Source organism: Phaeodactylibacter sp. (genome assembly GCF_022763345.1).
Taxonomy (GTDB): domain Bacteria; phylum Bacteroidota; class Bacteroidia; order Chitinophagales; family Saprospiraceae; genus Phaeodactylibacter.
Window position 1 is genome coordinate 1 of the sequence record NZ_JALEGS010000108.1, and the last position, 20,666, is coordinate 20,666.

17 protein-coding genes are annotated in these 20,666 nt (G+C 49.7%); 11 read left to right on the plus strand and 6 right to left on the minus strand.

Going from position 1 to position 20,666, the window contains the following annotated elements:
* The first annotated feature begins 105 nt into the window (after positions 1-105).
* Positions 106-678 (plus strand): hypothetical protein, encoded by a 573-nt coding sequence (locus MRY86_RS25905; RefSeq protein ID WP_293563801.1) that lies wholly within the window; start codon positions 106-108, stop codon positions 676-678.
* 74 nt (positions 679-752) lie between these two features.
* Positions 753-908 (plus strand): hypothetical protein, encoded by a 156-nt coding sequence (locus MRY86_RS25910; protein WP_293563803.1) that lies wholly within the window; start codon positions 753-755, stop codon positions 906-908.
* 533 nt (positions 909-1,441) lie between these two features.
* Here MRY86_RS25910 and MRY86_RS25915 read toward each other — a convergent pair.
* Positions 1,442-1,756, minus strand: a complete 315-nt coding sequence (locus MRY86_RS25915) for a hypothetical protein (RefSeq protein WP_293563805.1) — start codon at positions 1,754-1,756, stop codon at positions 1,442-1,444.
* Between the two features lie 39 nt (positions 1,757-1,795).
* Positions 1,796-2,143: a 4Fe-4S dicluster domain-containing protein gene (locus MRY86_RS25920; protein ID WP_293563807.1), complete on the minus strand. Its 348-nt coding sequence runs from the start codon at positions 2,141-2,143 to the stop codon at positions 1,796-1,798.
* Between the two features lie 241 nt (positions 2,144-2,384).
* On the opposite strand from MRY86_RS25920, the gene mutS reads away from it, so the two are divergent.
* The 4 genes from mutS (at position 2,385) to MRY86_RS25940 (ending at position 7,622) form a co-directional block, all read left to right on the plus strand.
* The gene (gene mutS, locus MRY86_RS25925) at positions 2,385-4,985 is read left to right on the plus strand and encodes a DNA mismatch repair protein MutS (RefSeq protein WP_363325371.1); all 2,601 of its coding nucleotides are present in this window, start codon (positions 2,385-2,387) and stop codon (positions 4,983-4,985) included.
* A gap of 165 nt (positions 4,986-5,150) precedes the next feature.
* Entirely contained in the window at positions 5,151-5,870 is a 720-nt protein-coding gene (gene dapB, locus MRY86_RS25930; RefSeq protein ID WP_293563811.1) for a 4-hydroxy-tetrahydrodipicolinate reductase, read from the plus strand.
* A 24-nt stretch (positions 5,871-5,894) separates the two neighbouring features.
* Positions 5,895-6,983 carry an endonuclease/exonuclease/phosphatase family protein gene (locus MRY86_RS25935; RefSeq protein WP_293563813.1) on the plus strand — a complete coding sequence of 363 codons (1,089 nt, stop codon included), beginning with the start codon at positions 5,895-5,897 and terminating at the stop codon, positions 6,981-6,983.
* Positions 6,984-7,010: 27 nt separating this feature from the next.
* On the plus strand, positions 7,011-7,622 hold the full coding sequence (locus MRY86_RS25940) for a hypothetical protein (protein ID WP_293563815.1): 612 nt from the start codon (positions 7,011-7,013) through the stop codon (positions 7,620-7,622).
* An 86-nt stretch (positions 7,623-7,708) separates the two neighbouring features.
* Here the strand turns inward: MRY86_RS25940 and MRY86_RS25945 are convergent, their stop codons facing one another.
* Positions 7,709-7,915 carry a hypothetical protein gene (locus tag MRY86_RS25945; protein WP_293563817.1) on the minus strand — a complete coding sequence of 69 codons (207 nt, stop codon included), beginning with the start codon at positions 7,913-7,915 and terminating at the stop codon, positions 7,709-7,711.
* A gap of 152 nt (positions 7,916-8,067) precedes the next feature.
* The gene (locus MRY86_RS25950) at positions 8,068-8,799 is read right to left on the minus strand and encodes a PAS domain-containing protein (protein WP_293563819.1); all 732 of its coding nucleotides are present in this window, start codon (positions 8,797-8,799) and stop codon (positions 8,068-8,070) included.
* 286 nt (positions 8,800-9,085) lie between these two features.
* Here MRY86_RS25950 and MRY86_RS25955 point away from each other — a divergent pair, with 286 nt between their 5' ends.
* Positions 9,086-12,790 (plus strand): hypothetical protein, encoded by a 3,705-nt coding sequence (locus MRY86_RS25955; protein ID WP_293563821.1) that lies wholly within the window; start codon positions 9,086-9,088, stop codon positions 12,788-12,790.
* 203 nt (positions 12,791-12,993) lie between these two features.
* Positions 12,994-15,774 (plus strand): serine hydrolase, encoded by a 2,781-nt coding sequence (locus MRY86_RS25960; RefSeq protein WP_293572066.1) that lies wholly within the window; start codon positions 12,994-12,996, stop codon positions 15,772-15,774.
* Here MRY86_RS25960 and MRY86_RS25965 read toward each other — a convergent pair.
* Positions 15,754-16,992: an N-acetylmuramoyl-L-alanine amidase gene (locus MRY86_RS25965; RefSeq protein ID WP_293572068.1), complete on the minus strand. Its 1,239-nt coding sequence runs from the start codon at positions 16,990-16,992 to the stop codon at positions 15,754-15,756. The two genes, MRY86_RS25960 and MRY86_RS25965, sit on opposite strands and share 21 nt — an antisense overlap.
* 101 nt (positions 16,993-17,093) lie before the next feature.
* On the opposite strand from MRY86_RS25965, the gene MRY86_RS25970 reads away from it, so the two are divergent.
* A complete protein-coding gene (locus MRY86_RS25970) occupies positions 17,094-17,753 on the plus strand; it encodes a heme exporter protein CcmB (RefSeq protein WP_293564256.1) in 660 nt (219 codons plus the stop codon).
* 31 nt (positions 17,754-17,784) lie between these two features.
* Here MRY86_RS25970 and MRY86_RS25975 read toward each other — a convergent pair whose 3' ends face one another.
* Positions 17,785-19,431 carry a methyltransferase domain-containing protein gene (locus MRY86_RS25975; protein WP_293564254.1) on the minus strand — a complete coding sequence of 549 codons (1,647 nt, stop codon included), beginning with the start codon at positions 19,429-19,431 and terminating at the stop codon, positions 17,785-17,787.
* 232 nt (positions 19,432-19,663) lie between these two features.
* On the opposite strand from MRY86_RS25975, the gene trxA reads away from it, so the two are divergent.
* On the plus strand, positions 19,664-19,972 hold the full coding sequence (gene trxA / locus MRY86_RS25980; RefSeq protein WP_044230089.1) for a thioredoxin: 309 nt from the start codon (positions 19,664-19,666) through the stop codon (positions 19,970-19,972).
* Positions 19,973-20,068: 96 nt separating this feature from the next.
* Complete coding sequence (locus tag MRY86_RS25985; RefSeq protein ID WP_044230088.1) at positions 20,069-20,665, plus strand: YeeE/YedE thiosulfate transporter family protein; 597 nt, start codon at positions 20,069-20,071, stop codon at positions 20,663-20,665.
* Position 20,666 lies beyond the last annotated feature (1 nt).

Consider the following 20,666-nt stretch of genomic DNA (forward strand, 5'->3'; position numbering starts at 1 on the left):
GGAAGAAGGAGGGGCTCTGTGAAAAAGTATTATATTTAAGAATTGAATAGTGTTACCGATGTCCCTTGAACTGTGTGTAAGGTGTCTGTTGTAAACATAGCAAAAATGAGTAGGTTACTTATCATAGTACTGACTTTAAGTGTCATTTTAATTCAGTCCTGCAAAAACAGCTTTGACGATAAGGACATGATGATAATTAATCTTTACAGTGTTGGTGACACATTGATTTTCGAAAATGACAAAGGACACTATGACTCCATTACTATTGTAAGTAAGGAAATCCGATACAATGAGCTAAGTGAAGGATATTCAGGAAACCCTCAGACATGTTGGATTGAGTACCAAACGATACCACCAGGAGAACCTGAGTTAAAGAGCTTTAGAGGACCACAAGGTGACATCTATAACCAAAACAAGTCTTTTATCTCAGCAACAAAATGGGAAGACTCCAACCCCGCGAGAGTCGAGATCAAATTTGGTGGATTTGGTGGCACCCTTCCGGCATCTAATTCGCTAAGACAAGACGATAATCTTGGAGACCATTTCTTGATTGATCACTATTGCTATGACTGTATAGGAGTGGACTCGACAGACATAGTTCAAATTATTTGGACTCCCCAAAGAGGAGTTGTTCAGTATATGAAAAAGAACAAAACTGTATGGCGGTTAATTGAATAAAAAACGGCTGCCAACAACACTTGGCTGCAACGCTTCACGTAAAAATGAATGAACGAGTCTATTAATGGAGTATTATGAAGAAAGAATTCATTCTTAATGGCAGAAGGATTAATACAATTAAGCGATTTTATGAAGAAATAGAAAATGAGTTACTATTAGATTCTAATGCTATAGATAGTTGGTCTTTAGATGTATTTGATGATATTTTACAATGGATATGGTTTGTATGATTTGCAAAAAGAGACTATAATAAAGTGGGCTAATTTTAGGAGTAGCGAAAAAAAGATGAATCCCAAAATATTAGAATCAATAGTCAAAATTTTTCAATCCCATGAAAATATTACCTTCATAGCCGATTGATATTTTTAATAGCACTTTGAATTCACTATTGAATGAAGAAGAAAGAATCATTTTTGAGTACGAGGAGATTGATTACTCTAAATTTGCTACTGGTAATACTAATGACAAGTTGCAATAGTAATTTCAAAAAATACTATTATACAAGTTCAAAATCAGATAAGTCAAAGATTTACGAATACTCTAATAGAGAAGACACTACAGAAACACAATATTGGAAAATCAGTTTCAATAATGATAAAATGACTACGGATGCCTATAATTCTTCATTCGTAAAGTTTGAATCATTCACAGAGGAAATAAATAGCGAAGGAACTGAATTATTGGAGTATTTAAATTTTAATGAGAAAGGCGATTCAATATTCAAAGAAATAGTTAAGACTGATGTTGTAGACTTACGTAAAAATTACTCCAGTTTGATCTGATACATTTCGGCCACGGAGAGAAGCACCTGTGCTATATTTTCTCTGGGCAGGATTTTGAACACCGCCTGGATACTTTCCCATAGCTTTGCTCTGGTCTTTAGCTCTCGGAGGACTATCCTAAAGTACCGGCAACTGCTTTGCTGGATTTGGTCCACATGAAATGCTAGCATCATCAGGTAGGCAAAAATGGTACACAGGTTCTCCTGCTCATGGCCAAAGTTATGCTCGAAATTGTAAGACTGGTTCTTGAGTGTATCGAACGTCTCATTCTCAATCTTCCAGCGGCTGCGCCCCATACGCATCACTTTATACACTTCATTTTGATGAATTAAGCATCAAAGATGCAGCCGTTCCTTACGTTCAAGCAAGATCTCTTCAGACTCTCTGCGGTCAGGGTCATCTACACAACAATCCACCGGGCAGACAGCAGCACACTGTGGCTCTTCGTGAAAACCTACGCACTCCGTACACTTATCCGGTACAATATAGTACAGATCATCAGAGATAGGATTATGCTGAGCATCTGCATCAACCTCTGAGCCATCTTCCAGTTTATAAGAACCATTTACTCCGGTACCGTCAGAAATGGCCCATTCCACACCACCTTCATAGATAGCGTTATTTGGGCATTCCGGCTCGCAGGCGCCGCAGTTGATACATTCATCTGTGATTATAATAGCCATATCTGGATTGCTTTTTTTCTTCAGTTCCTAATTCCAACACGGGCAGTTCCGGTTGGTTGTCCAATAGGGCAAAAATAAGCCAAGGGGTTAGATTTTGCAAAGCCTTTTCAGGTAGTCTTATCTTTGAATAGCTTCCCCTTATGGCAACCCAAATGGAACAACTATATTTGTGGGCTAACGAAAACGATCCACATTGGCAAAGGCAAAGAAGACAAAGGGCGGTGGTAAGGTAACGCCTCTGATGCAGCAGTATTTCAAAGTGAAGTCTAAACATCCGGACGCCATTCTGCTATTCCGGGTTGGGGACTTCTATGAGACTTTTGGGGAGGATGCGATCACCGCCTCTCAGGTGCTGGGTATCGTGCAGACCAAACGGAATAACGGCGGCAGTGACATCGAGCTGGCGGGGTTTCCCTATCACTCCATGGACCTTTATCTGCCTCGCCTCGTCCGGGCAGGCTACCGGGTGGCCATTTGTGAACAACTGGAAAAGCCCAGCCCACAGAAAAAAATTGTCCGCCGTGGAGTAACTGAAATCGTCACGCCTGGCGTTGCAGTGGATGACAAGCTGCTGGACCATAAGTCTAATAACTTCCTGGCTTCTCTGTATTTTGGTAAGAAAGACCAGGTCGGGGTCTCCTTCCTGGATGTGTCCACCGGGGAGTTCATGGTCTGTGAGGGCAGCCTTACCTACGCCGATAAGCTCATCCAAAGTTTCAAACCATCTGAAGTCCTCTTCCCAAAAGATCGCCAAAAAGATTTCCTGAAACAGTTTGGGGACAAGCTTTACACTTTTATGCAGGATGAGTGGGTCTATACTTTCGATTATGCCCGGGAAAAACTGCTTGAACATTTCGAAGTCCAAAACCTAAAAGGCTTTGGAGTGGAAGAGATGGAGCTCGGGCAGATCGCTGCCGGCGCAACCCTTCACTACCTGGCTACGACTGAGAATAAAAACCTGCAGCACATCAATGCCATCAGCCGCCTGCAGCCCGACCGATACGTATGGCTCGACCGGTTCACCATCCGTAACCTGGAACTGGTCTACAGCAACCACGAAACCGGCGTGTCGCTAATCGATGTCCTCGATCAGACCGTTTCGCCCATGGGGGCCCGCTTGCTGAAAAAATGGGTGGTCTTGCCCCTGACCATCCCTTCTGCGATCGATAACCGCCTGAATATCGTTGACCATTTTTACAAGGATACCGAATTGGAAGGTGCTCTTACCCAATATATCCAGCAAATTGGCGACTTGGAACGCCTGATTTCTAAAGTCCCACTCGGAAAGATCAATCCACGGGAAATCAAGCAAGTGCAAAGAGCCCTAGAGCTTATCAAGCCCATCAAGGAGACCCTGCAGAACAATGACTTGGAGCAGTTGGCAAAAATAGGAGAGGGGCTAAACCCTTGCGCTCTGCTGCGGGATGAGATCGAAAAACAGCTTATCGATGATCCCCCCGTCAATTTATCCAAAGGGGGCGTCATGGCGGATGGCTTCAATGAAGAGCTGGATGAGTTGCGCAATATCGTCAACAACAGCAAGGACCTGCTACTGGGTATACAGCAACGGGAAGTGGAAAATACCGGGATATCAAGCCTTAAAATTGGCTTTAATAATGTCTTCGGCTATTACCTGGAGGTCACCAACAAGCACAAGAATAAAGTGCCAGAGGAGTGGGTGCGCAAGCAAACCCTGACTAATTCCGAGCGCTACATCACCGATGAGCTCAAGCAACTGGAGTCTAAAATCCTTGGCGCTGAAGAAAAAATCCTGGTATTGGAGGAAAAACTCTTCTCTGAGCTGGTCTTTACTCTGGCCGACTACATTCAGCCTATTCAGCACAATGCAGCCTTGATCGCCCGCATCGACTGCCTGCTCGGGTTTGCTAAAGTAGCACGCAAACAAAATTACTGCCGCCCGGAAATTAATGATGGTACGGTTATCGACATCAAACAGGGGCGGCATCCGGTTATTGAACAACAGTTGTCAATTGATGAGCCCTACGTGCCCAATAATGTCTACCTCGATACGGAAACCCAACAAGTCATGATGATTACCGGGCCGAATATGGCGGGTAAGTCAGCTTTGCTCCGGCAAACGGCCCTGATCGGTCTTATGGCACAAATGGGTAGCTTTGTCCCTGCCGAAAAAGCTTCCATTGGCCTCATTGATAAGGTCTTTACCCGCGTTGGCGCTTCAGATAACATCTCTTCGGGAGAGTCCACCTTTATGGTGGAAATGAATGAGACCGCCTCAATTATGAATAACATCTCAGACCGCAGCCTTATTCTGCTGGACGAGATTGGGCGGGGCACAAGCACTTACGATGGGATTTCCATTGCCTGGTCCATTGCTGAGTTTCTTCATAACAATGGCACCGCACGCCCCAAAACGCTCTTTGCTACCCATTACCACGAGCTGAATGAGCTGGCCAATAAATTTGAGCGGATTAAAAACTTCAATATCGCCACCCGGGAAGTCGGCCAGAAGGTCATCTTCCTGCGCAAACTTGTACCAGGGGGTAGTCAGCATAGCTTTGGTATACATGTGGCCAAAATGGCGGGGATGCCACGTACCATCGTGGAGCGGGCTGCTCATATCCTCACGCAATTGGAGCAAAAATCCATCAATAACGAAGAGAATGGCGCTGTAGAAGTGCAAGCTGCCCGGCCAGACACCGGAAAAATTTCAACGGAAACCCTGCAACTTAGCATTTTCGAAACGGTGGACCCAACAGCGGGTAAAATCAAGGAGGCGCTGGCCGACCTGAATATCAATAACATGACACCGATCGAATGCATGATGAAGCTGAATGAACTGAAAGGGCTGTTGGAAGAATAAAAAAGCCCCGGCTCAGCTGCCGGGGCTCCTGTCAAATGTCTTTGGGATTCATTTGGCTATAAAAGTTGTGTTTATTTGTTCAATGCCTGATGTTTAGACGAGCGCTTTTCGAAAAGTCACAACTTTGGATGAAGTTCTTTACCTTCGGCACTAAAAGGACCTGCCATGCCAAAGATTGCACTACTCGGTTATGGAAAGATGGGCAAAGCCATCGAGCAACTGGCGATCAGTGCTGGTGATGAAATTGTCATGCGGCTTAGCGCTGAGAATAAAGCGGCACTGACCACGCCCAATCTAAAACAAGCTGACGTCGCTATTGATTTTAGCCATCCAGATACCGGTTTCAGGCATATCGAAGCCTGTATGAAGGCCAACGTACCGGTCGTTAGCGGCACTACAGGCTGGCTGCATCGCTTTGAGGAAGCTAAGGCACTTTGCCGGGAAGAGAAGGGGGCTTTTTTCTATGCCTCCAACTTCAGTATTGGGGTCAACCTCTTCTTTGCCCTCAACCAAAAGCTGGCAGAGCTGATGAATGACTGGCCGGCTTACCAGCCTTCCATGACCGAAATCCACCATACCCAAAAACTGGATGCTCCCAGTGGGACAGCGATTACCCTTGCGGAGGACATGATCGAGAGGCTGGAGCGTGCAAAAGGCTGGCGGGAGGGTACAAATGCGGAAGCTGGGCACATTCCCATCGAAGCCATACGGGAAGGGGACATCAAAGGTACGCATGAAATCCGCTATACTTCGGCTGTGGATACCCTCACTATCCGTCATGAAGCACATAGCCGGGAGGGGTTTGCCAAAGGCGCTCTGCAGGCAGCCCATTGGCTGATTGGTAAGCAAGGGGTGTTTGGAATGCGGGATATGCTGGGGCTGTAAAAATATAGACAAAGAGACAGGCTTATGAAAAAATTAATCGCCAGAGTTGCTATTGCTTTTACCTTGCTTTTGGTAATCTATGTGGGCGGGGTGTTGCTTTATGGCACGCTCAACGACTGGGTGCCTGAATCAGAAGCCCCGCTGGATAATTCAGGAGCAGAGCCCATAGCGCTTATCGAAGACAGCGTACTGACTTTCGTGACCTGGAATTTGGGCTTCGGTGGACTTGGAGAGGAGTCGGAGTTCTTTTTCGACCACGGCAATATGTACCTCTCCAAAGGGCGAATGGTGCGCGCGCCGAAGGAAGCCGTACAAAAGAATAACAAAGGCGTTGAGCAATTCGTAGGTTCCACCGCCTCAGACTTTTTCCTCTTTCAGGAAGTCGATTTCCACTCCAAGCGCAGCTATTTTGCCAATCAGCATGAGCTTGTTAAAGGGCAGAAGCCGGATTACAGTGCTTTTTTTGCGACCAATTACCGATCGCCACTCGTGCCGATCCCCGTTTTTGAGCCATGGCATCTTTACGGAGAAGTGGAGAGCGGCCTGGGGACCTACAGCAGATACCAGCCCTTCGAGTCGGTCCGCTTGCAACTGCCCGGCGCATTCCCCTGGCCGGTCCGCCTTTTCCAGTTGGACCGCTGTGTGGCTTTGCACCGCTTCCGCGTAAAGGGCGGCAAAGAGCTTGTGGTCATGAATGTACACAACTCAGCCTACGATGCTGATGGGTCGTTAAAACAACAGCAGATGGCATTTTTGAAGGAATTGTTCCTCAAAGAATACCAGGCGGGGCATTATGTAGTAGTGGGGGGCGACTGGAATCAGGTGCCGCCTTTCTTCCGCTTTGATGGCTATATGCCGGGCCGCACACAGGGGTACACTCAAATCAATATCGACCCGGAATACCTGCCTGCGGACTGGCAGTGGGCTTATGACCCCAGGGTGCCCACCAACCGGAAGACCAAAACACCCTACCGCCCGGGCGAGACCTTTATTACTTTGATCGACTTTTTTCTGGTTAGCCCCAATGTGCAAATCAGGCAGGTGAAAGGGATGGATCAGAAATTTCGCTATTCTGATCATCAGCCTGTCTACTTGGAAGTGGAGTTGAAATAATTTTCCAAAACCATAAATCATAGTAGCATGTACAGATTCTTCATGATGCTTGCTTTGGCAGCAATTCTCACCACTTGTGAACAGCCCGCTAATAGGCCTCAGTCCGGCGCATTAACTGGCGACACCGCCAATAAAGCTGCGACAGAAGGGTATGAAGTCACTTACATTGAGAACTCTCCCGCACAGCGCCTGGTGAAGCGCAACGCAGAAGGTGCTATTATCGAAGAAGGAATGCTTTACGACGGCAAGAAGATTGGCGCATGGATTGAATACGGCCCGGAGGGTAAATTCCCGGCCAAGCTTACAACCTATGCAGATGGGAATTACAATGGGACTTATCTGGAGTTCAATACCCGGGGGCATATCACTCTTAGGGCTACTTACAAGAACAACAAACTAGATGGCCCATGGGCAGCCTATAGTTTTGGCCGGGTCGAGAAGCAGGCCCATTACAAGGATGGAGAACTCGATGGCACCTACCTGGAGTACAACAAAAAGACCGGTGATTTGCAAAAGGAAGTCAATTACAAGGATGGCAAGCAGCATGGTGCCTACCGCTTTTATGACGAAGAAGGCAATGTCATGCTGGAGTACGAATACCGGGATGGAGAGAAGGTCGAAGGAGGCGTAGTGGAGTAACCAAAAATACAAAAGCCGAAGCCCATGGGGCTTCGGCTGATGAAATGATGATAATTCTCCAATGCCTTAAAAAAGACTTAGAGACCTCAATTGTAATGATTTACCTGAGAATCTCCAATTTTTTCTGTTGTCCTTTTAAGGATATTTCTGATATTCTCTTTCTCAAGGTCATGCATAATAGTGGTCCTTTCCTTGGAATAACCATTGTGGCCGTTGAGCAGTGCTTCCATCGGCTCTCTTCTGGTATTGTTCACCCAAAAAGCAAAGCCGATCATTTCTCTGATACCGCTCATAACTTAAACTTTAAATGATGAAGCTTGCACTTGAGCAAGCCATTTGCAATTTTGCTACACTCAAGGTGCTGTTTATTAAGCGGTAAGGCAAGTTTAAGCGGCGGGGAAGGGTCCGTATTCGCGAATATGGAACAAAGCACTCATTTTCAGCGCTATTGCTTAAGGTATTTTCGGGGCGTCATCCCGGTTACCTCTTTAAATACCTTATAAAAGGTTGACTTGTTTTTGAAGCCACATTGCCGGGCGATCCCAAATAGCGTTAGGTTGTAAAACTTGGGGTCCTTTATTTTCTCTTTGACCTCTGTTACCCGGTAGAAGTTAATAAACTGCTGGAAGTTGCACTTCGCATTGTGATTGACCACCTGAGAAAGGTATTTGGTATTCGTGCTTAGTCGGTCGGCAACACTGCGCAGGGAAAGGTTAGGGTCCAAGAACAAGGATTCTTCCTCTATTGTCTGTTTCATGCGCAGATAAAGCCGGAGTTCTTCCATGCCTTTTAGGCTGCTTGAGCTGTACTTCTCTTCCAGATTCAGAAGCGGAATGGGCAGTTCTGTTTCCACCGCATTGCCATCAACTTCAAAGGCTATGAAGTTGGTCAGGTTTTGAGACTCATCGTACACCGGATGGATGACGAGGCGGCAGAGGTATTCCTCTCCGTTCTTGCGGTAATTGGTAATTTCTCCCCGAAATGGCAGCTCATTGGCTAGACCATGCCTGATTTTATCAACGGCTTCAGGTTCTGTTTTTGGGCCCTGCAATATTCGCCCGGGGCTTTTGCCTACGACCTCTGGTAACGAGTAGCCGGTAATGTGCGTAAAATCATCATTGACCCAGAGAATGCGCTTTTGAGCATTGGTTAATATGACGGCGATATTTGGAATCATGTCGTTTTTTGTCTGTTTTGTTTAACCTTTGACGGTGTTTGTTCTTAAAAGGTTAAACATTTGATAGCCAGTGGCTTATAAAGACAATATAGGGGATTGGAAGTCCTTTTCCAAGTTTTTTTAAAGCTTAGAATTATGCATTTTTCTGTAAAGGTATGTCTGGTGAATAAGATGACGCTGGGGTGACGAAGAGCGTGGGGAGATGAAAGACTTTCCAAAAAAGTTATAGGTTTCGGGAAAATGGCGATAAATTAAGACCCTAACAACAGCAAGCAATACAATGAAAATGCAGGCGAGTGCCCAGGAAATGATTCAGTATGCCTGGAGTGAAAGTGGCACACACCTTAATACACATCCTGATTTTGAGGTTGCCCTTGATTTTGTCAGCCTCCCGGACAAGCAGGGTGATTCCTTACTGGAGCAATTGATACAGGGAGATTTCCGAAGTGTCATTGCCACCGGCGTGGACCAAGAGCCTGGATTAAGGCAGGTATACTTTGAAGGCCGGGCTTGGGAACGGTCACGAGGCGGTGCAGCCGTTGGCGTTGGCTATCCCTTCTTTCAGGATGAAGAACCCGAATCCGGCAGGGTGGTTTTTGCTCCTCTGCTAATCTGGGAAGCCCACCTGGAGCCCGGAAACCAATACAATAGCCCCTGGCGCCTGTCCAGAACGCCGACGCACCGTCTGCGGCCTAATATCTATCTCATTTCGTACTGGAAAAATAAAACAGGAAAAGACCTCGCTCCGGTCTTCGATCGATTTCTTCACCGGCAGTCCTTTGGATTGAAACATCTGCAGCAATTTTGTCAGGATATAGCCAGTGAATTGGAATTGCCAGCACCAGCTTTAAAGGGGGCCCCTGTGATGGCCGACAGCCATACCTTCGCCAGGGCAGAGGTCAAAGGGGCCTTTGTGGAAGCCGCCATTCTGAGCTGCTTTCCGCATCAGCCGCCATGTACCATCGGACCTCCTCCGGTTAATTCTGCTGAGCGGGACCGCATATCGGATACTTTCGGCCCCTATACGCTTGACCCCTTTCAGGCAACGGTAGCAAAACTATTGCAGCAAAAGGGGCGTATATGGGCGGACGGCCACAGCGGGACCGGCAAGTCCGCTCTTGGTGTTCATCTTTTGTCCAATCAGTTGGCGCACGGAAAACCCTGCCTTGTGGTTTCGCCCCGGACTGGTACCCTTAAGGAGTATGAAGCAGCCATCGGTCAGCTGGGGCTTTCCAGGCTGGGTTTCCTGCTCCGCGACACTGCGGCAGATAAGATGCTTATGCTCGATATTCTGCGAGCCTCTGCGTCCAACCGGGGCACCCATCAGCCTGGCGATAACCGAAGGCTAAAGCAAATAATGAATAAAGGGCAACGCCTCCATGTTAAGCTCACGGAGAGCTATCGGGCTTACCGGTCGGCTACGGTTTGTGGCTTGCCCTGGGCGCAGACAGTGGGTCAGTACCTGGAGAGTGCTCAAACGGAAGGTAAAGAACTCCTGGGTACGCAGCTCAATGCTCAGGACTATACATTTAGTGCAGCGGCATATGATACGCTCTCTGAAGTGGTAGAGCGTTGCTATCAGCTGTTCACAAAGACCCACACGACCCGCAGTCCATTGGGAAAGCTTAGCCCAGGTTTGTTTTTGAGGATGGAGGAAGCCGAAGCCAAAACGTTTGCGGAAACGCAGGTCCGGCAACTCCTGGATAAAGCCACCCGGCTGCAATTGTGGTTTATCAACCGCATTGATGCTTACGCCGATCAGCTCTCGGCTCACTACGAACAATACTACCAAAAGTTTGCCCGCCAGCTTATGAAGCTAAAGGATACGATGGCAGAGCAGGAGTCTGAGTATGGCAAGGAGTTTTGGAGTGCGGGAGCGGGATCGCTTCGTGTAAAGCAGGTTTTTTCGGGCAGGGCAAAGGCGCTTCGCGCTGGCCGAAAAGAAATTCTGGAAGGATATCACAAATTAAAGGAAGACTTTCAGCGGCAGCCCTATTTCGATGCCGAATTCCCCAGGTGGGAGGAGGCAGAAATGCCCGGGCTGAACCAGTGGCTGAAAGCTTTTGAATCAAGACTACAGCAATGGCGGATGAATCTGCGGGAACAGGTACAGGATGAAGTAACCCGCCTCAGCCGTAAGTCTGTGAATCCCCGGTTGGGCTTTGAAAACCAGGTGGAGGAGTTAGAAGAAAGCCTCGACCGCTTGCTGGAAGACATTAATGAAACAGGGCTTTACCACTTGCCCCTTAGCCACAATACGCTCACTTTGCCCAAACGGCAGCGGTTTCTGGATGAGGTGGTGGAGCAGCTGGAGGAAACCAAGCGTGCCCTGCCTGAATTTGACAACTTCTACGCCTGGCAGCGCAATTGGCTGCAACTGGATGAGCACGCCCGGCGGATGGTCAAAGGCCTGCTAAGGGTAAAGCCTGATAACTGGATTGCCGCCTTCCGGACCTGGTTCCTGGATAATGCACTCAGCCAGTCTTATGAGGCGGTGTTGCCGCCAGATTTGGATACCTTGGAAGAATACGCAAAAATAACCGAACGTCTAAAGGAAGATCTGCCTGGGCATATCCTTCAGCTATGGCAGTCCAGAAAAGAGCAGGCGGTACAGGATTTACGCCGCCGCCGTAAAATCGCTTACAAGTGGCTGATGCAGGGCGGAGCAGTTGAGGAACGGATACAGTTTACCCGTCATCTGCGCACCCTGGGCGATGTCCCCACTGCCATCAGCCCGGCTTTGCTGACGGTGCCTCATTTAGCCGATGAGCTATTCTCAGAGAGCAAACAGCGCTTTGGCCTGGTGATCATCGAAGAAGCACACCTGGTGCCGGCTGCTATGCTGGAACGCTTATCCGCAATCGGGCACCGTACGCTTATGCTGAGCCCCAGAGGATGGGATGATCAGCCGCTGCAACCGCAGGAGCTTCAGGAGGAAGTACCGGCTTTTCAATTGCGGCACATGCACGGAACCAGCACTTTGCACTTTCGGAACGCGGCCCAACCTGCACCCGTATTACCCACTAAAGATCAAGTGGCTTTCGAACAAGTGGACGGGATGTACGATGAGGCGCTTGAGCAGAACGACGCGGAAGCCCGCTCGGTCCTGGCCATGCTGGCTAAAATCGAAAGGACGCCACAGCGTACCTACCCCTCAGTTGGTATCGTTTGCTTCACGACTGGGCAGCGGTTGTTGCTGGCCGATTATCTGCTGGGCATCAAACAACGGCGCAGCACTGGTGTAGAAACCATTCAGCAGCTCGATCGCAATGGCCTTACACTGATGGATTTATCTGAAGTAGAAGGGCAGAAATTTGATGTTTTGATCGTCTCTGCCACTTTCGGGCCGGTAGGGCCTAACGGGCCTGTCACCGGGCATGTGCACCGGCTGGATCAGCCTGGCATTCAGCAACAGGTGGAAGCACTGATGGGGGCAGCCCGGGAGAAAGTATGGGTGGTCAATTCCCTGCCTGTGGATTGGTTGGATGAAGGCGAAAAACTGTTCGAAGCCGGGCAGCGCTTGCCGGTTTACTTCGCCTTTTGGAAAGCATGCGCCAGCCAAAATATTTCTAAAATCGAACAATTGTCGGCTCGCTTTGCCGGTCAACTGCAACAACCGCCCGCATTTCCGCCTCCCTACAATTTGCTCCGGCAGGTACAGCATTATCTGAGGCCTTACCTTAGCCCGGGGCGACTGCACCTGGCTGAACGTATATCTGATGACCAGCTTGCTTTAACGGTAGACCCGGCATCGGGCTTCTCCAGGAAATTTGGGCTTTTAGTAGATGGCTTCAAGGCACATACGCCCTACACCAGTTTCGCCTGGGAGGCCCAACAGCGGCAATGCTGGGAGGGACAAGGTTACGAGCTCCATCAAATCTGGTCTCCGGATTGGTGGCGCAACCCCGAATTGCAGGCCCGGAAGCTGGCTAGTATTCTGATTCAGGAGGAACCCCCACTGCCACTTTTAGCAGCAGAAGAGGAAGAATAGGGCTCAGCATAATTAAATGCAACTTTAATCCTTCCTTAACGGCCGCCGGGTTTTATTTTGCGTTTTCTTTATTAGGTGAGTAACTCATTGCGGAGTTGCTTCGTATATTGGAATATAATCAGGCGGAAAGGATGATGAGGAATAAGCTGATTTTTTTGATTGTAGGATTGAGTTTGGCATGGTCATGCCAAAAGGAAGCCCCATTGCCCGATGTAGAGCTGCCCGGGCTGTCACTCTTTTTACAGTCTGCTCCCTCGGGAATCGATCAGTACCTGAAGGAAAAAACAACTGAAGAAAAGCTGCAGCAGTTGCTGGTATTGAAAACAAATGCTGCTGAAGTGAGTGCTGCCCGACTGGGCGCCTCCTCCGGTTGCTGGCTTACGGCTGCCGCACCGGATGATTTGGACCGTCTCGACCGGCTTTGGGAAACCCGGACTTCCTTTCCACCATTTAAGGTGACGGATCCTAATCGTTTGCCCAGCTATCTGTTTGGGTCCCAACAAGCCTTCCCCTCCTTAGAGGCGATTTCTTCAATTGGAGACGATAGTCTGCGTATTCGGTTGGAAGAAGCCTATATTCATCAGGCGAATGCACTACAGCTCAGCTGGCTTAGTTTGCCTGGCTACGGTATGGAAGGAGGCGCAACCTTGCTGCCGGAAGCCGGTATCCAAAATCAGGCGCGCTGGATCAATCAAATGAACAAAGCCCATTTGCTATCTGTGGCCGCTCCTTTTTCAGATACAGACTTACTTTCGGTAGACACCACCAAAGCTTATCTCAAGTCCTTAGCCTACCACAAAACTTTAATTGAAGCAGGCTTGGGTGGTTTCTGGCTGCCGGTGGAACAACTCGGGCGGAGTGGCCGCCTGGCAGATCTCTTTCGCAACCGGCTTCAGTTTGGGGGGCTGCTCATCGCAGAGGTAACAACTGAAGCTCAAATCGCCAACTGGCTTGAACAGGATGTTGACTTGCTGGTGATTGAGGCCGGTCAATACACAACGGCGCTGAAAGCGCTGAAACAATCCTATCGTAGGGGCGTAGTAAGCGATGAACAGCTCAATCAAAAGCTGACAAGAATTTTGAAAGCCCGCGCATGGGCAGGGGATAAACCTGAGCCCGAGCCCCATCCTGTAATTCAAAAGCCAGCTTTGGAGGCTTCTGTAGCGGGCGCAACGGTGGAAGCACAGCCCCAATGGCTTTCCAGAAAAGACTACTTCAGTGCAGTAAGCTGGCCAGTATGGCAGCGCAAAGCCTATGCTTCTTCGATTGTCCTGGCTGCTAACCCGGAGCAGCGGGTCCCCCTTGAAGCAGGGGAGAAAGGCTGGACAATTTTACACCTGCCAGGTACCGTCTACGACCGGCACTTTGAACAGCGCTTCGGGCACTATGCCAATTACCGGCTGGTGCGCTCCTGGGCGGAAGCAGCAACTGCCGATCGCCTCATCGTGCTCTTGGATCAGTATCGTTTGCAAACTCCTGACCTGGGGCAGTTGAACCGTATCCGGCAGCAGGCAGAAGTGGTGGTGGTCAACCTTGGGCACCCTGTTAACCTTCAACAGTTGAGCCGTAGTGAGGTGGTGGTACAGGCTTTTGGCAACAGCGATCTGGAGAAAGAACTGGCGGCGCAGCTCCTCTTCGGAGGCATTGCAGCAAAGGGGCGATTGCCCTTAACCTATAGCCCTGATTTCCTGATCGGGCAGGGGGAGAAAACAGAGGCCGTACGCCTGGAGTATGCCTTGCCTCAACAGGTAGGGGTATTGCCTCAACGCTTAGTAGGCATCGACGCAATTGTGCAGTCGGCAATTGATGAGGGGGCAACGCCCGGGGCACAGGTGCTGGTAGCAAAATCCGGTAAGGTTATTTATAATAAGGCTTTTGGCCATCATACCTATGATAAGGAACAAAAGATACAGCACTCGGATTTGTACGATGTGGCCTCCATTACGAAAATTGCGGCAACTACCCTGATGGCGATGCAACAGTATGAAGCTGGTCAGTTGGAACCGAAAGACAGGCTAAAGGAACATTTGGACCTGCCTTCCAACAGCCGCCTGCGCAACCTGACCCTTCAAAAATTAATGACCCATCGCAGTGGGTTACAACCCCACCTGCCAGTTATCCCATATTTGCTTGCCCGGGAAGCAGACAACGACAATTGCGCTGATTACTTCTGCAAAACGAGCTCACCGGAATTTGCCTTGCCCGTATCGGATAACTTCTTCTTTTCGACGAAGTTTCACGATAAAATTTGGGAAGATATGCAGCGCCTGCGCGGCCGCCGCACCCGTTACCGCTACAGCGACGCCAATTTCGTGCTGACCCAACGGGTGGTGGAAGCCCTCGGCGGGCACCGGCTGGACACACTCGCAGCTATGCACTTTTATGAGCCCCTTGGGTTACGCTTCACCCGCTTTCTGCCACTTGCGCACTATCCTGCAGATCAGATTGTGCCTACTGAAAATGATTACCGATGGCGGCATCAGCTGGTGCATGGGTTTGTGCACGATGAGACAGCGGCGCTTTTGGGAGGCGTGGCCGGGCATGCGGGCCTATTCAGCAATGCAGAAGACCTGGCGGTGTTGTTCCAGATGCTGCTCAATGGTGGTACGTATGGTGGGAAGCAGTTCCTGAAGCCAGAAACGATTGAGTACTTTACCAGTGCCGGTCATGGCAACCACCGTGGGCTGGGCTTTGATAAACCTGAGGAAGATGATATCGAAGAGGGAGGTTACCCGAAAGCCATCAGTGAGCGAACCTATGGGCATACCGGGTTTACGGGCACTTGTGTCTGGGTAGACCCTGAGGAGGAGTTGATCTATATATTCCTATCCAACCGGATCCACCCGGACCGCAGCAACCGCAAACTTTTCAAGGATAAAGTCAGAGAGCGTATCCATAATGTCATCTACGATGCCCTCGGTACGTTTGAGCCGGAGTGGCCGGAAATGGAGCGCCCGCTTGCCTCAATCCAAAATCCCCTCTAACAGCCAATCGGCGAGTGCCTGCCGGTTGCTTTCCAGAATGACCCTTTGCTGGTCGAACTTATTTCTGATATTGGCCAACTCGATGTAAACGGAAGGAGTCAGTGTTTCGCGGAGCATGTGCAGGTCGCGTGGAGTGACCGTGCCGTGGTACTGCCCATTGGCGCGGTACTTGCGGTACTTTTTGCGCAGTGCACGCTGTAGGTCGAGGGCAACGGTTTTGCTCTCTGAACTGGTCGGGTGATAGTAGAAAAAGACGTCTTTGCGTTCGCCTTTGTTCCTGGAATCTACGTGCACAATGATGGTCGTTTGTTCGGCAACGCCTGCGGCCTTGTTTTTTTCGTACAGCTCGTTAATAGCATTGGACCGCTGGAACAGCCGGGGCTTTTGTTGCCGCATGATTTTCTGCCCGCCCCAGACCACTTCGTCATAGTCACAGTCCAGGAATTTATCGCTTCGTATACCGTCGTTATCGTCGCGGATGATCATATAGGCAGTTGCACCGTGGGCTACAAGGTTCCGGCAAAGGCGCAGAGCTACATCATAGGCATATTCATCTTCACAAAGGCTGTATTCGCCACGCCGGCCTATGGCGCCGGGGTCCGGGCCGCCATGTCCGCTTACAATATAGAATACTTTGCCTTTGAGGCGGGTGCTTTCCAGAGGTGTGTAGGCATATTTGGGGCCAAAAATAGGGAACCGGCGATTACCTCCACCGGCTTTATCTGAAGCTTCTTCAGGCTGCCGCTCGGTTACCGGCTCCGGAATTTTGAGGTCCGGGTCCGGGCAATAAAGCTCATGGTAGGGTACCCAGAGGACCCGGTTGTCTTTGAAGGATTGCTCGCGCTGTTTTTCGGCCAGCATACGCTCGTTGTAGTCCTGAATCCGCACGGCAAGATTCCAGTCATCAATGCCGATAGTGGACCTGATCGTACGCCCGTTGAACTCATAGAGTAGGATGGGCAGCTCATAGGTCCGCCCTACAATCAGGTGCGCATTTTTCTTCAGGTTATTGAGGGTGTAGAATTTAGTGAAGTTGCAGGAGTTGCCGTCCAGCCCGTACCGTCGCATAAGCGCATAAATCCCATCACCAGATACGGCTTGCACCGTAAAATACCGGTTGCTTTCCGGTACATTAGCTTTTGGGAGTTGGGCTTGTGCCGGCTGTATAGTCAGCCAGTAAGCCATTAGTATTGTCAGGGATAGAATTTTCTGCATCATCGCAAACCCTTTGTAGTCCATATTAATGACTACTGGTTCATTTCGGTTTAGTTGGGGGGCAAAATATACTCATTAACCCCCAAATTCCCTACCTTCGCGCCATGGGATTGATGAAAGAAGTGGTTTTTTTGCTGCGTAAGGACCTCCGCCTGGAGCTAAGGTCGAGTTATGCCATCAGCGGTATATTGCTTTACGTGTTTTCCACGATTTTTATTGTCTACTCCTCTTTTCAGCGGGTGCAGCCGGATGTTTGGAACGCTCTGTTTTGGGTGATCGTGCTGTTTGCATCCATTAGCGCTGTGGTCAAAAGCTTTGTACAGGAGCATGGTGCACGGGAATTGTACTACTACACGCTGGCTAATCCGACCTCTATTCTGCTGTCCAAGATGCTTTACAATATCCTGCTTCTGAGCCTGCTGAGCCTGCTCACCTGGCTGGGCTTCAGCTTTGTGGCGGGCAACCCGGTCAAAGAAACGGCACAGTTTTTTGGCATAATTTTTCTGGGGGCAACGGGTTTTTCTATTACGTTCACTTTTGTTTCTGCTATCGCTTCCAAAGCAGACAGCAGCGCTACGCTTATGGCGATCCTGGGTTTTCCGCTTGTCATCCCAGTCCTGCTGACCCTCATCAAGCTCTCAGCCAACGCCCTGCGGCTAATGCGGGATACCGGCATTGAGAAAGATGTGATGATCCTGCTGTCGATTGATCTGCTATTGCTGGGTATTGCACTGGTCCTTTTTCCCTTTCTTTGGCGGGATTAGCAGGAAGGGGCAAGTGCCCCCTCCAATCGATTTAGGCTTTCTGCGCCACCACAAAGTAGCGGGTACTCTTACAGCTGTCTGCCTCTTCGGGTATAAGCTCAAGGCTGTAGGCATCGTAGAGCATTACATTACCTCCGAATGCGCGCTCAAAGTAGGTGCGTACCCGGTGCAAAGGAGGCAGGAAGCGCTTGTGCCGGCCGGCGTAGTTGAGGTCCATTTGGCCGTTCCGGAATTCAATATTGAGAATTTCGCTTTCCTGGTACATGCGCCCTTCTTCTTCAATGAGCCTGGGCGTGCGCAATGAGATGATGGACTGATCTTCGGCGTACATCACATTGGGATACCAGCGGATGTGGTCGGGCGTGATAAAGTCGCCCAGGAAATAGCCACCGGGCTTGACCAGCGCGGCGGTCTTCTCAATGGCTTCCTGCAGATGGCGGCTTGGCAGGTAGTGAAAGACATTCAGACCCGTGAAGGCGATGTCCCATTCTTTGCCATCTGCATCGAAGGCGAGGATATCGCCCTGTTCAGCACGGATGCGCTGCCGGGCCTCCTGTACCATTGCTTGCGAAAGGTCCATGCCGAGAAGTTGATCGTAGGGCAGTCCCAGTTCATCAATGATATACCGTTCCACCAGGCCTGTGCCGGCACCAATAGACAGGAAGCGCTTGGCTGAAAAATCTGGGGCGAATTTTTGTTTGAAAAATTCGAGCCCACCAGCAATGAAGCCTTTCAGGCAGGGGCGGCAGATAAGTTCGTCGTAGAGCGCTGCATATTTGTGGAATTGGTCGCCCTGTGTTGCTGTTTCGGCGAGCTCGTTCTGTAGTTGAGCAGCCGCACGAAGTTCCTGATTAAGGATACGCCAAAATACGGAGTTGTCGGTATGATTGTCCGCGTTGGTATGTGCTTTAAGGTCTTTGAGCAGCTGGGACTGAGCAGCATCAGAAAAAAGGCGTTGCGCAGCGGCTTCCAATTGCTCCCGGGCACCCGGCAGTCCGGCCTCTGCCATTCGCTTTAAGCGCCGGGTCAGCTCCACCTGATAGCGCAGCAGGGTGGGAAAGTCTGCTTTTGGACCGGGCTCTGTCCATTTAACTTCACTTTCCGGAAGCGCGAAGAACACACCGCCATCAACGCGCTGAATGGTTTGGTTTTGCAAATCGTACACCCGGGCATCGCCGGTGACATTCTCAATGTCTTCTGGCCTGCCATAGACATGCAGGGTTTGGAAAGGCTCAGCGGTAGGGTTGCCCATTTGGTGAACGAGGGTGTGGCTTACGCCAACGACATCACCGGGCTCAAAGGAAAAGCGTGCCAGGGTGGTGATTCGGCCCTCCTCAATCCGGAAGGTAGCATGCTCTGCGGGACCGAAAACCTGCACGGCGCCCCATTCTGTATATCCATGGTCGTGGATGCCGGAAAAATCGCCAGGCTGCCAGCTCATAGCCATGATTTCAAAATGATCGCCCTCGTAAATCAGTTTACGGCCGTAGCTGTCGGCAGCAGGATGGTCATAGTCGGCCCAGGGTGCTATATCTACAGGTTGAACACCGGCTTCCAGGACGATCCTGCGCATATCAGCAGGTTTTAAGGCGCGTTTGGCTTCCAGTTGCCGGGCGATGTATTGTAAGGCTTTGGGGAGTGCTTCGATGGTCTTCGCTGGGGGGAGTGGATGGCTCATCGTTTTTTGCATAGTTTATAAGTTTCGTTGTTGACGCCTCAATATCAGTAATTCAATATAAAGTTTTGGTGACGACAATCACAAATTGATGGGAGCGAACAAATTTCCGGCAGATAACATTTCCTATCTATTGAGTAGGTTTTAAATTTTCGCAGAGTGTGACTGCCGTCACTGAATGGAGGCGGGCATCGTCGCATCTTTGCACTGTGATCGTCAAAAAATACAATTGAACATGAGCAAGAAAATGTCTTTCAACGACTTGATCAACGGCGAAAAGCCAGTCCTTATTGATTTCTCAGCCGAGTGGTGCGGGCCTTGTAAGGCAATGGCGCCTATCCTGAAAGAAGTGGCAGGGGAAATCGATGGCAAAGCGTCCATCGTGAAAATAGATGTAGACCGCAACCGCGCCCTTGCTACCAAAATGCAGATTCAGGGTGTGCCCACTTTCGTCCTTTTTAAGAATGGAGAAATTATGTGGCGGCAGTCGGGCATGCAGTCCGCACATCAGCTAAAGCATGTGATCAATCAGTTTGCCAACTAAAGTACTGTTCGCCGGAGGCGTTGCCGTGCTGGCAAAATTGCGGCACCCTGACCGGAGTAAACAAACTTTTCGACAATACTAACAAATAGAATAATTATGAATTTAGCGGTAAATGCTTCATCCCTGGTTCAATTCATCAGCCAACCCTGGCACTGGGCGGTTTCGGGTGCTGCTATAGCATTGGTGCTCGCTTTGATGACCTGGATGGGACGCAGCTTTGGCGTTTCTACTACTTTTAAAGCCTTTTGCAGTGCTGCGGGTGCAGGAAAAGTATCTGACTTTTTCAAAATGGATGTCAAGGAGGAGTTTTGGAGGATCGCCTTCGTGATCGGTGGCCTGATCGGTGGTTATATTGCCACTCATTTCTTACAGAGTCCTGAGCCTGTCGCGATTAGCCCGGAAACAGTCGACTATCTGGCAACGATCGGGATCAATTACCCGGAGGCAGATGCCAAGGGCATTGGTTTTGTGCCGACTTCCCTGTTCAACTTTGAGAGCCTGAGTGGTATCCTCATGGCAGTGGGAGGTGGTTTTCTGGTCGGCTTTGGTGCCCGCTATGGTGATGGCTGTACTTCGGGGCATGCCATCTCTGGCCTGGCGCACTTCCAGTTGCCTTCGCTCATTACGGTGATCGGCTTCTTTATCGGTGGGCTGGCTATGACCCATTTCATCTTCCCATTCCTAGTGGGGTAAT

Bases quoted from the DNA above. Each gene is read 5' to 3' on its own strand.
- MRY86_RS25965 (WP_293572068.1), bottom strand. From the start codon at position 16,992: ATGATGCAGAAAATTCTATCCCTGACAATACTAATGGCTTACTGGCTG.
- MRY86_RS25905 (WP_293563801.1), top strand. From the start codon at position 106: ATGAGTAGGTTACTTATCATAGTACTGACTTTAAGTGTCATTTTAATT.
- MRY86_RS25975 (WP_293564254.1), bottom strand. From the start codon at position 19,431: ATGAGCCATCCACTCCCCCCAGCGAAGACCATCGAAGCACTCCCCAAA.
- MRY86_RS25910 (WP_293563803.1), top strand. From the start codon at position 753: ATGAAGAAAGAATTCATTCTTAATGGCAGAAGGATTAATACAATTAAG.
- dapB (WP_293563811.1), top strand. From the start codon at position 5,151: ATGCCAAAGATTGCACTACTCGGTTATGGAAAGATGGGCAAAGCCATC.
- MRY86_RS25950 (WP_293563819.1), bottom strand. From the start codon at position 8,799: ATGATTCCAAATATCGCCGTCATATTAACCAATGCTCAAAAGCGCATT.
- mutS (WP_363325371.1), top strand. From the start codon at position 2,385: ATGCAGCAGTATTTCAAAGTGAAGTCTAAACATCCGGACGCCATTCTG.
- MRY86_RS25940 (WP_293563815.1), top strand. From the start codon at position 7,011: ATGTACAGATTCTTCATGATGCTTGCTTTGGCAGCAATTCTCACCACT.
- trxA (WP_044230089.1), top strand. From the start codon at position 19,664: ATGAGCAAGAAAATGTCTTTCAACGACTTGATCAACGGCGAAAAGCCA.
- MRY86_RS25915 (WP_293563805.1), bottom strand. From the start codon at position 1,756: ATGGGGCGCAGCCGCTGGAAGATTGAGAATGAGACGTTCGATACACTC.
- MRY86_RS25945 (WP_293563817.1), bottom strand. From the start codon at position 7,915: ATGAGCGGTATCAGAGAAATGATCGGCTTTGCTTTTTGGGTGAACAAT.
- MRY86_RS25985 (WP_044230088.1), top strand. From the start codon at position 20,069: ATGAATTTAGCGGTAAATGCTTCATCCCTGGTTCAATTCATCAGCCAA.
- MRY86_RS25920 (WP_293563807.1), bottom strand. From the start codon at position 2,143: ATGGCTATTATAATCACAGATGAATGTATCAACTGCGGCGCCTGCGAG.
- MRY86_RS25935 (WP_293563813.1), top strand. From the start codon at position 5,895: ATGAAAAAATTAATCGCCAGAGTTGCTATTGCTTTTACCTTGCTTTTG.
- MRY86_RS25955 (WP_293563821.1), top strand. From the start codon at position 9,086: ATGCAGGCGAGTGCCCAGGAAATGATTCAGTATGCCTGGAGTGAAAGT.
- MRY86_RS25970 (WP_293564256.1), top strand. From the start codon at position 17,094: ATGGGATTGATGAAAGAAGTGGTTTTTTTGCTGCGTAAGGACCTCCGC.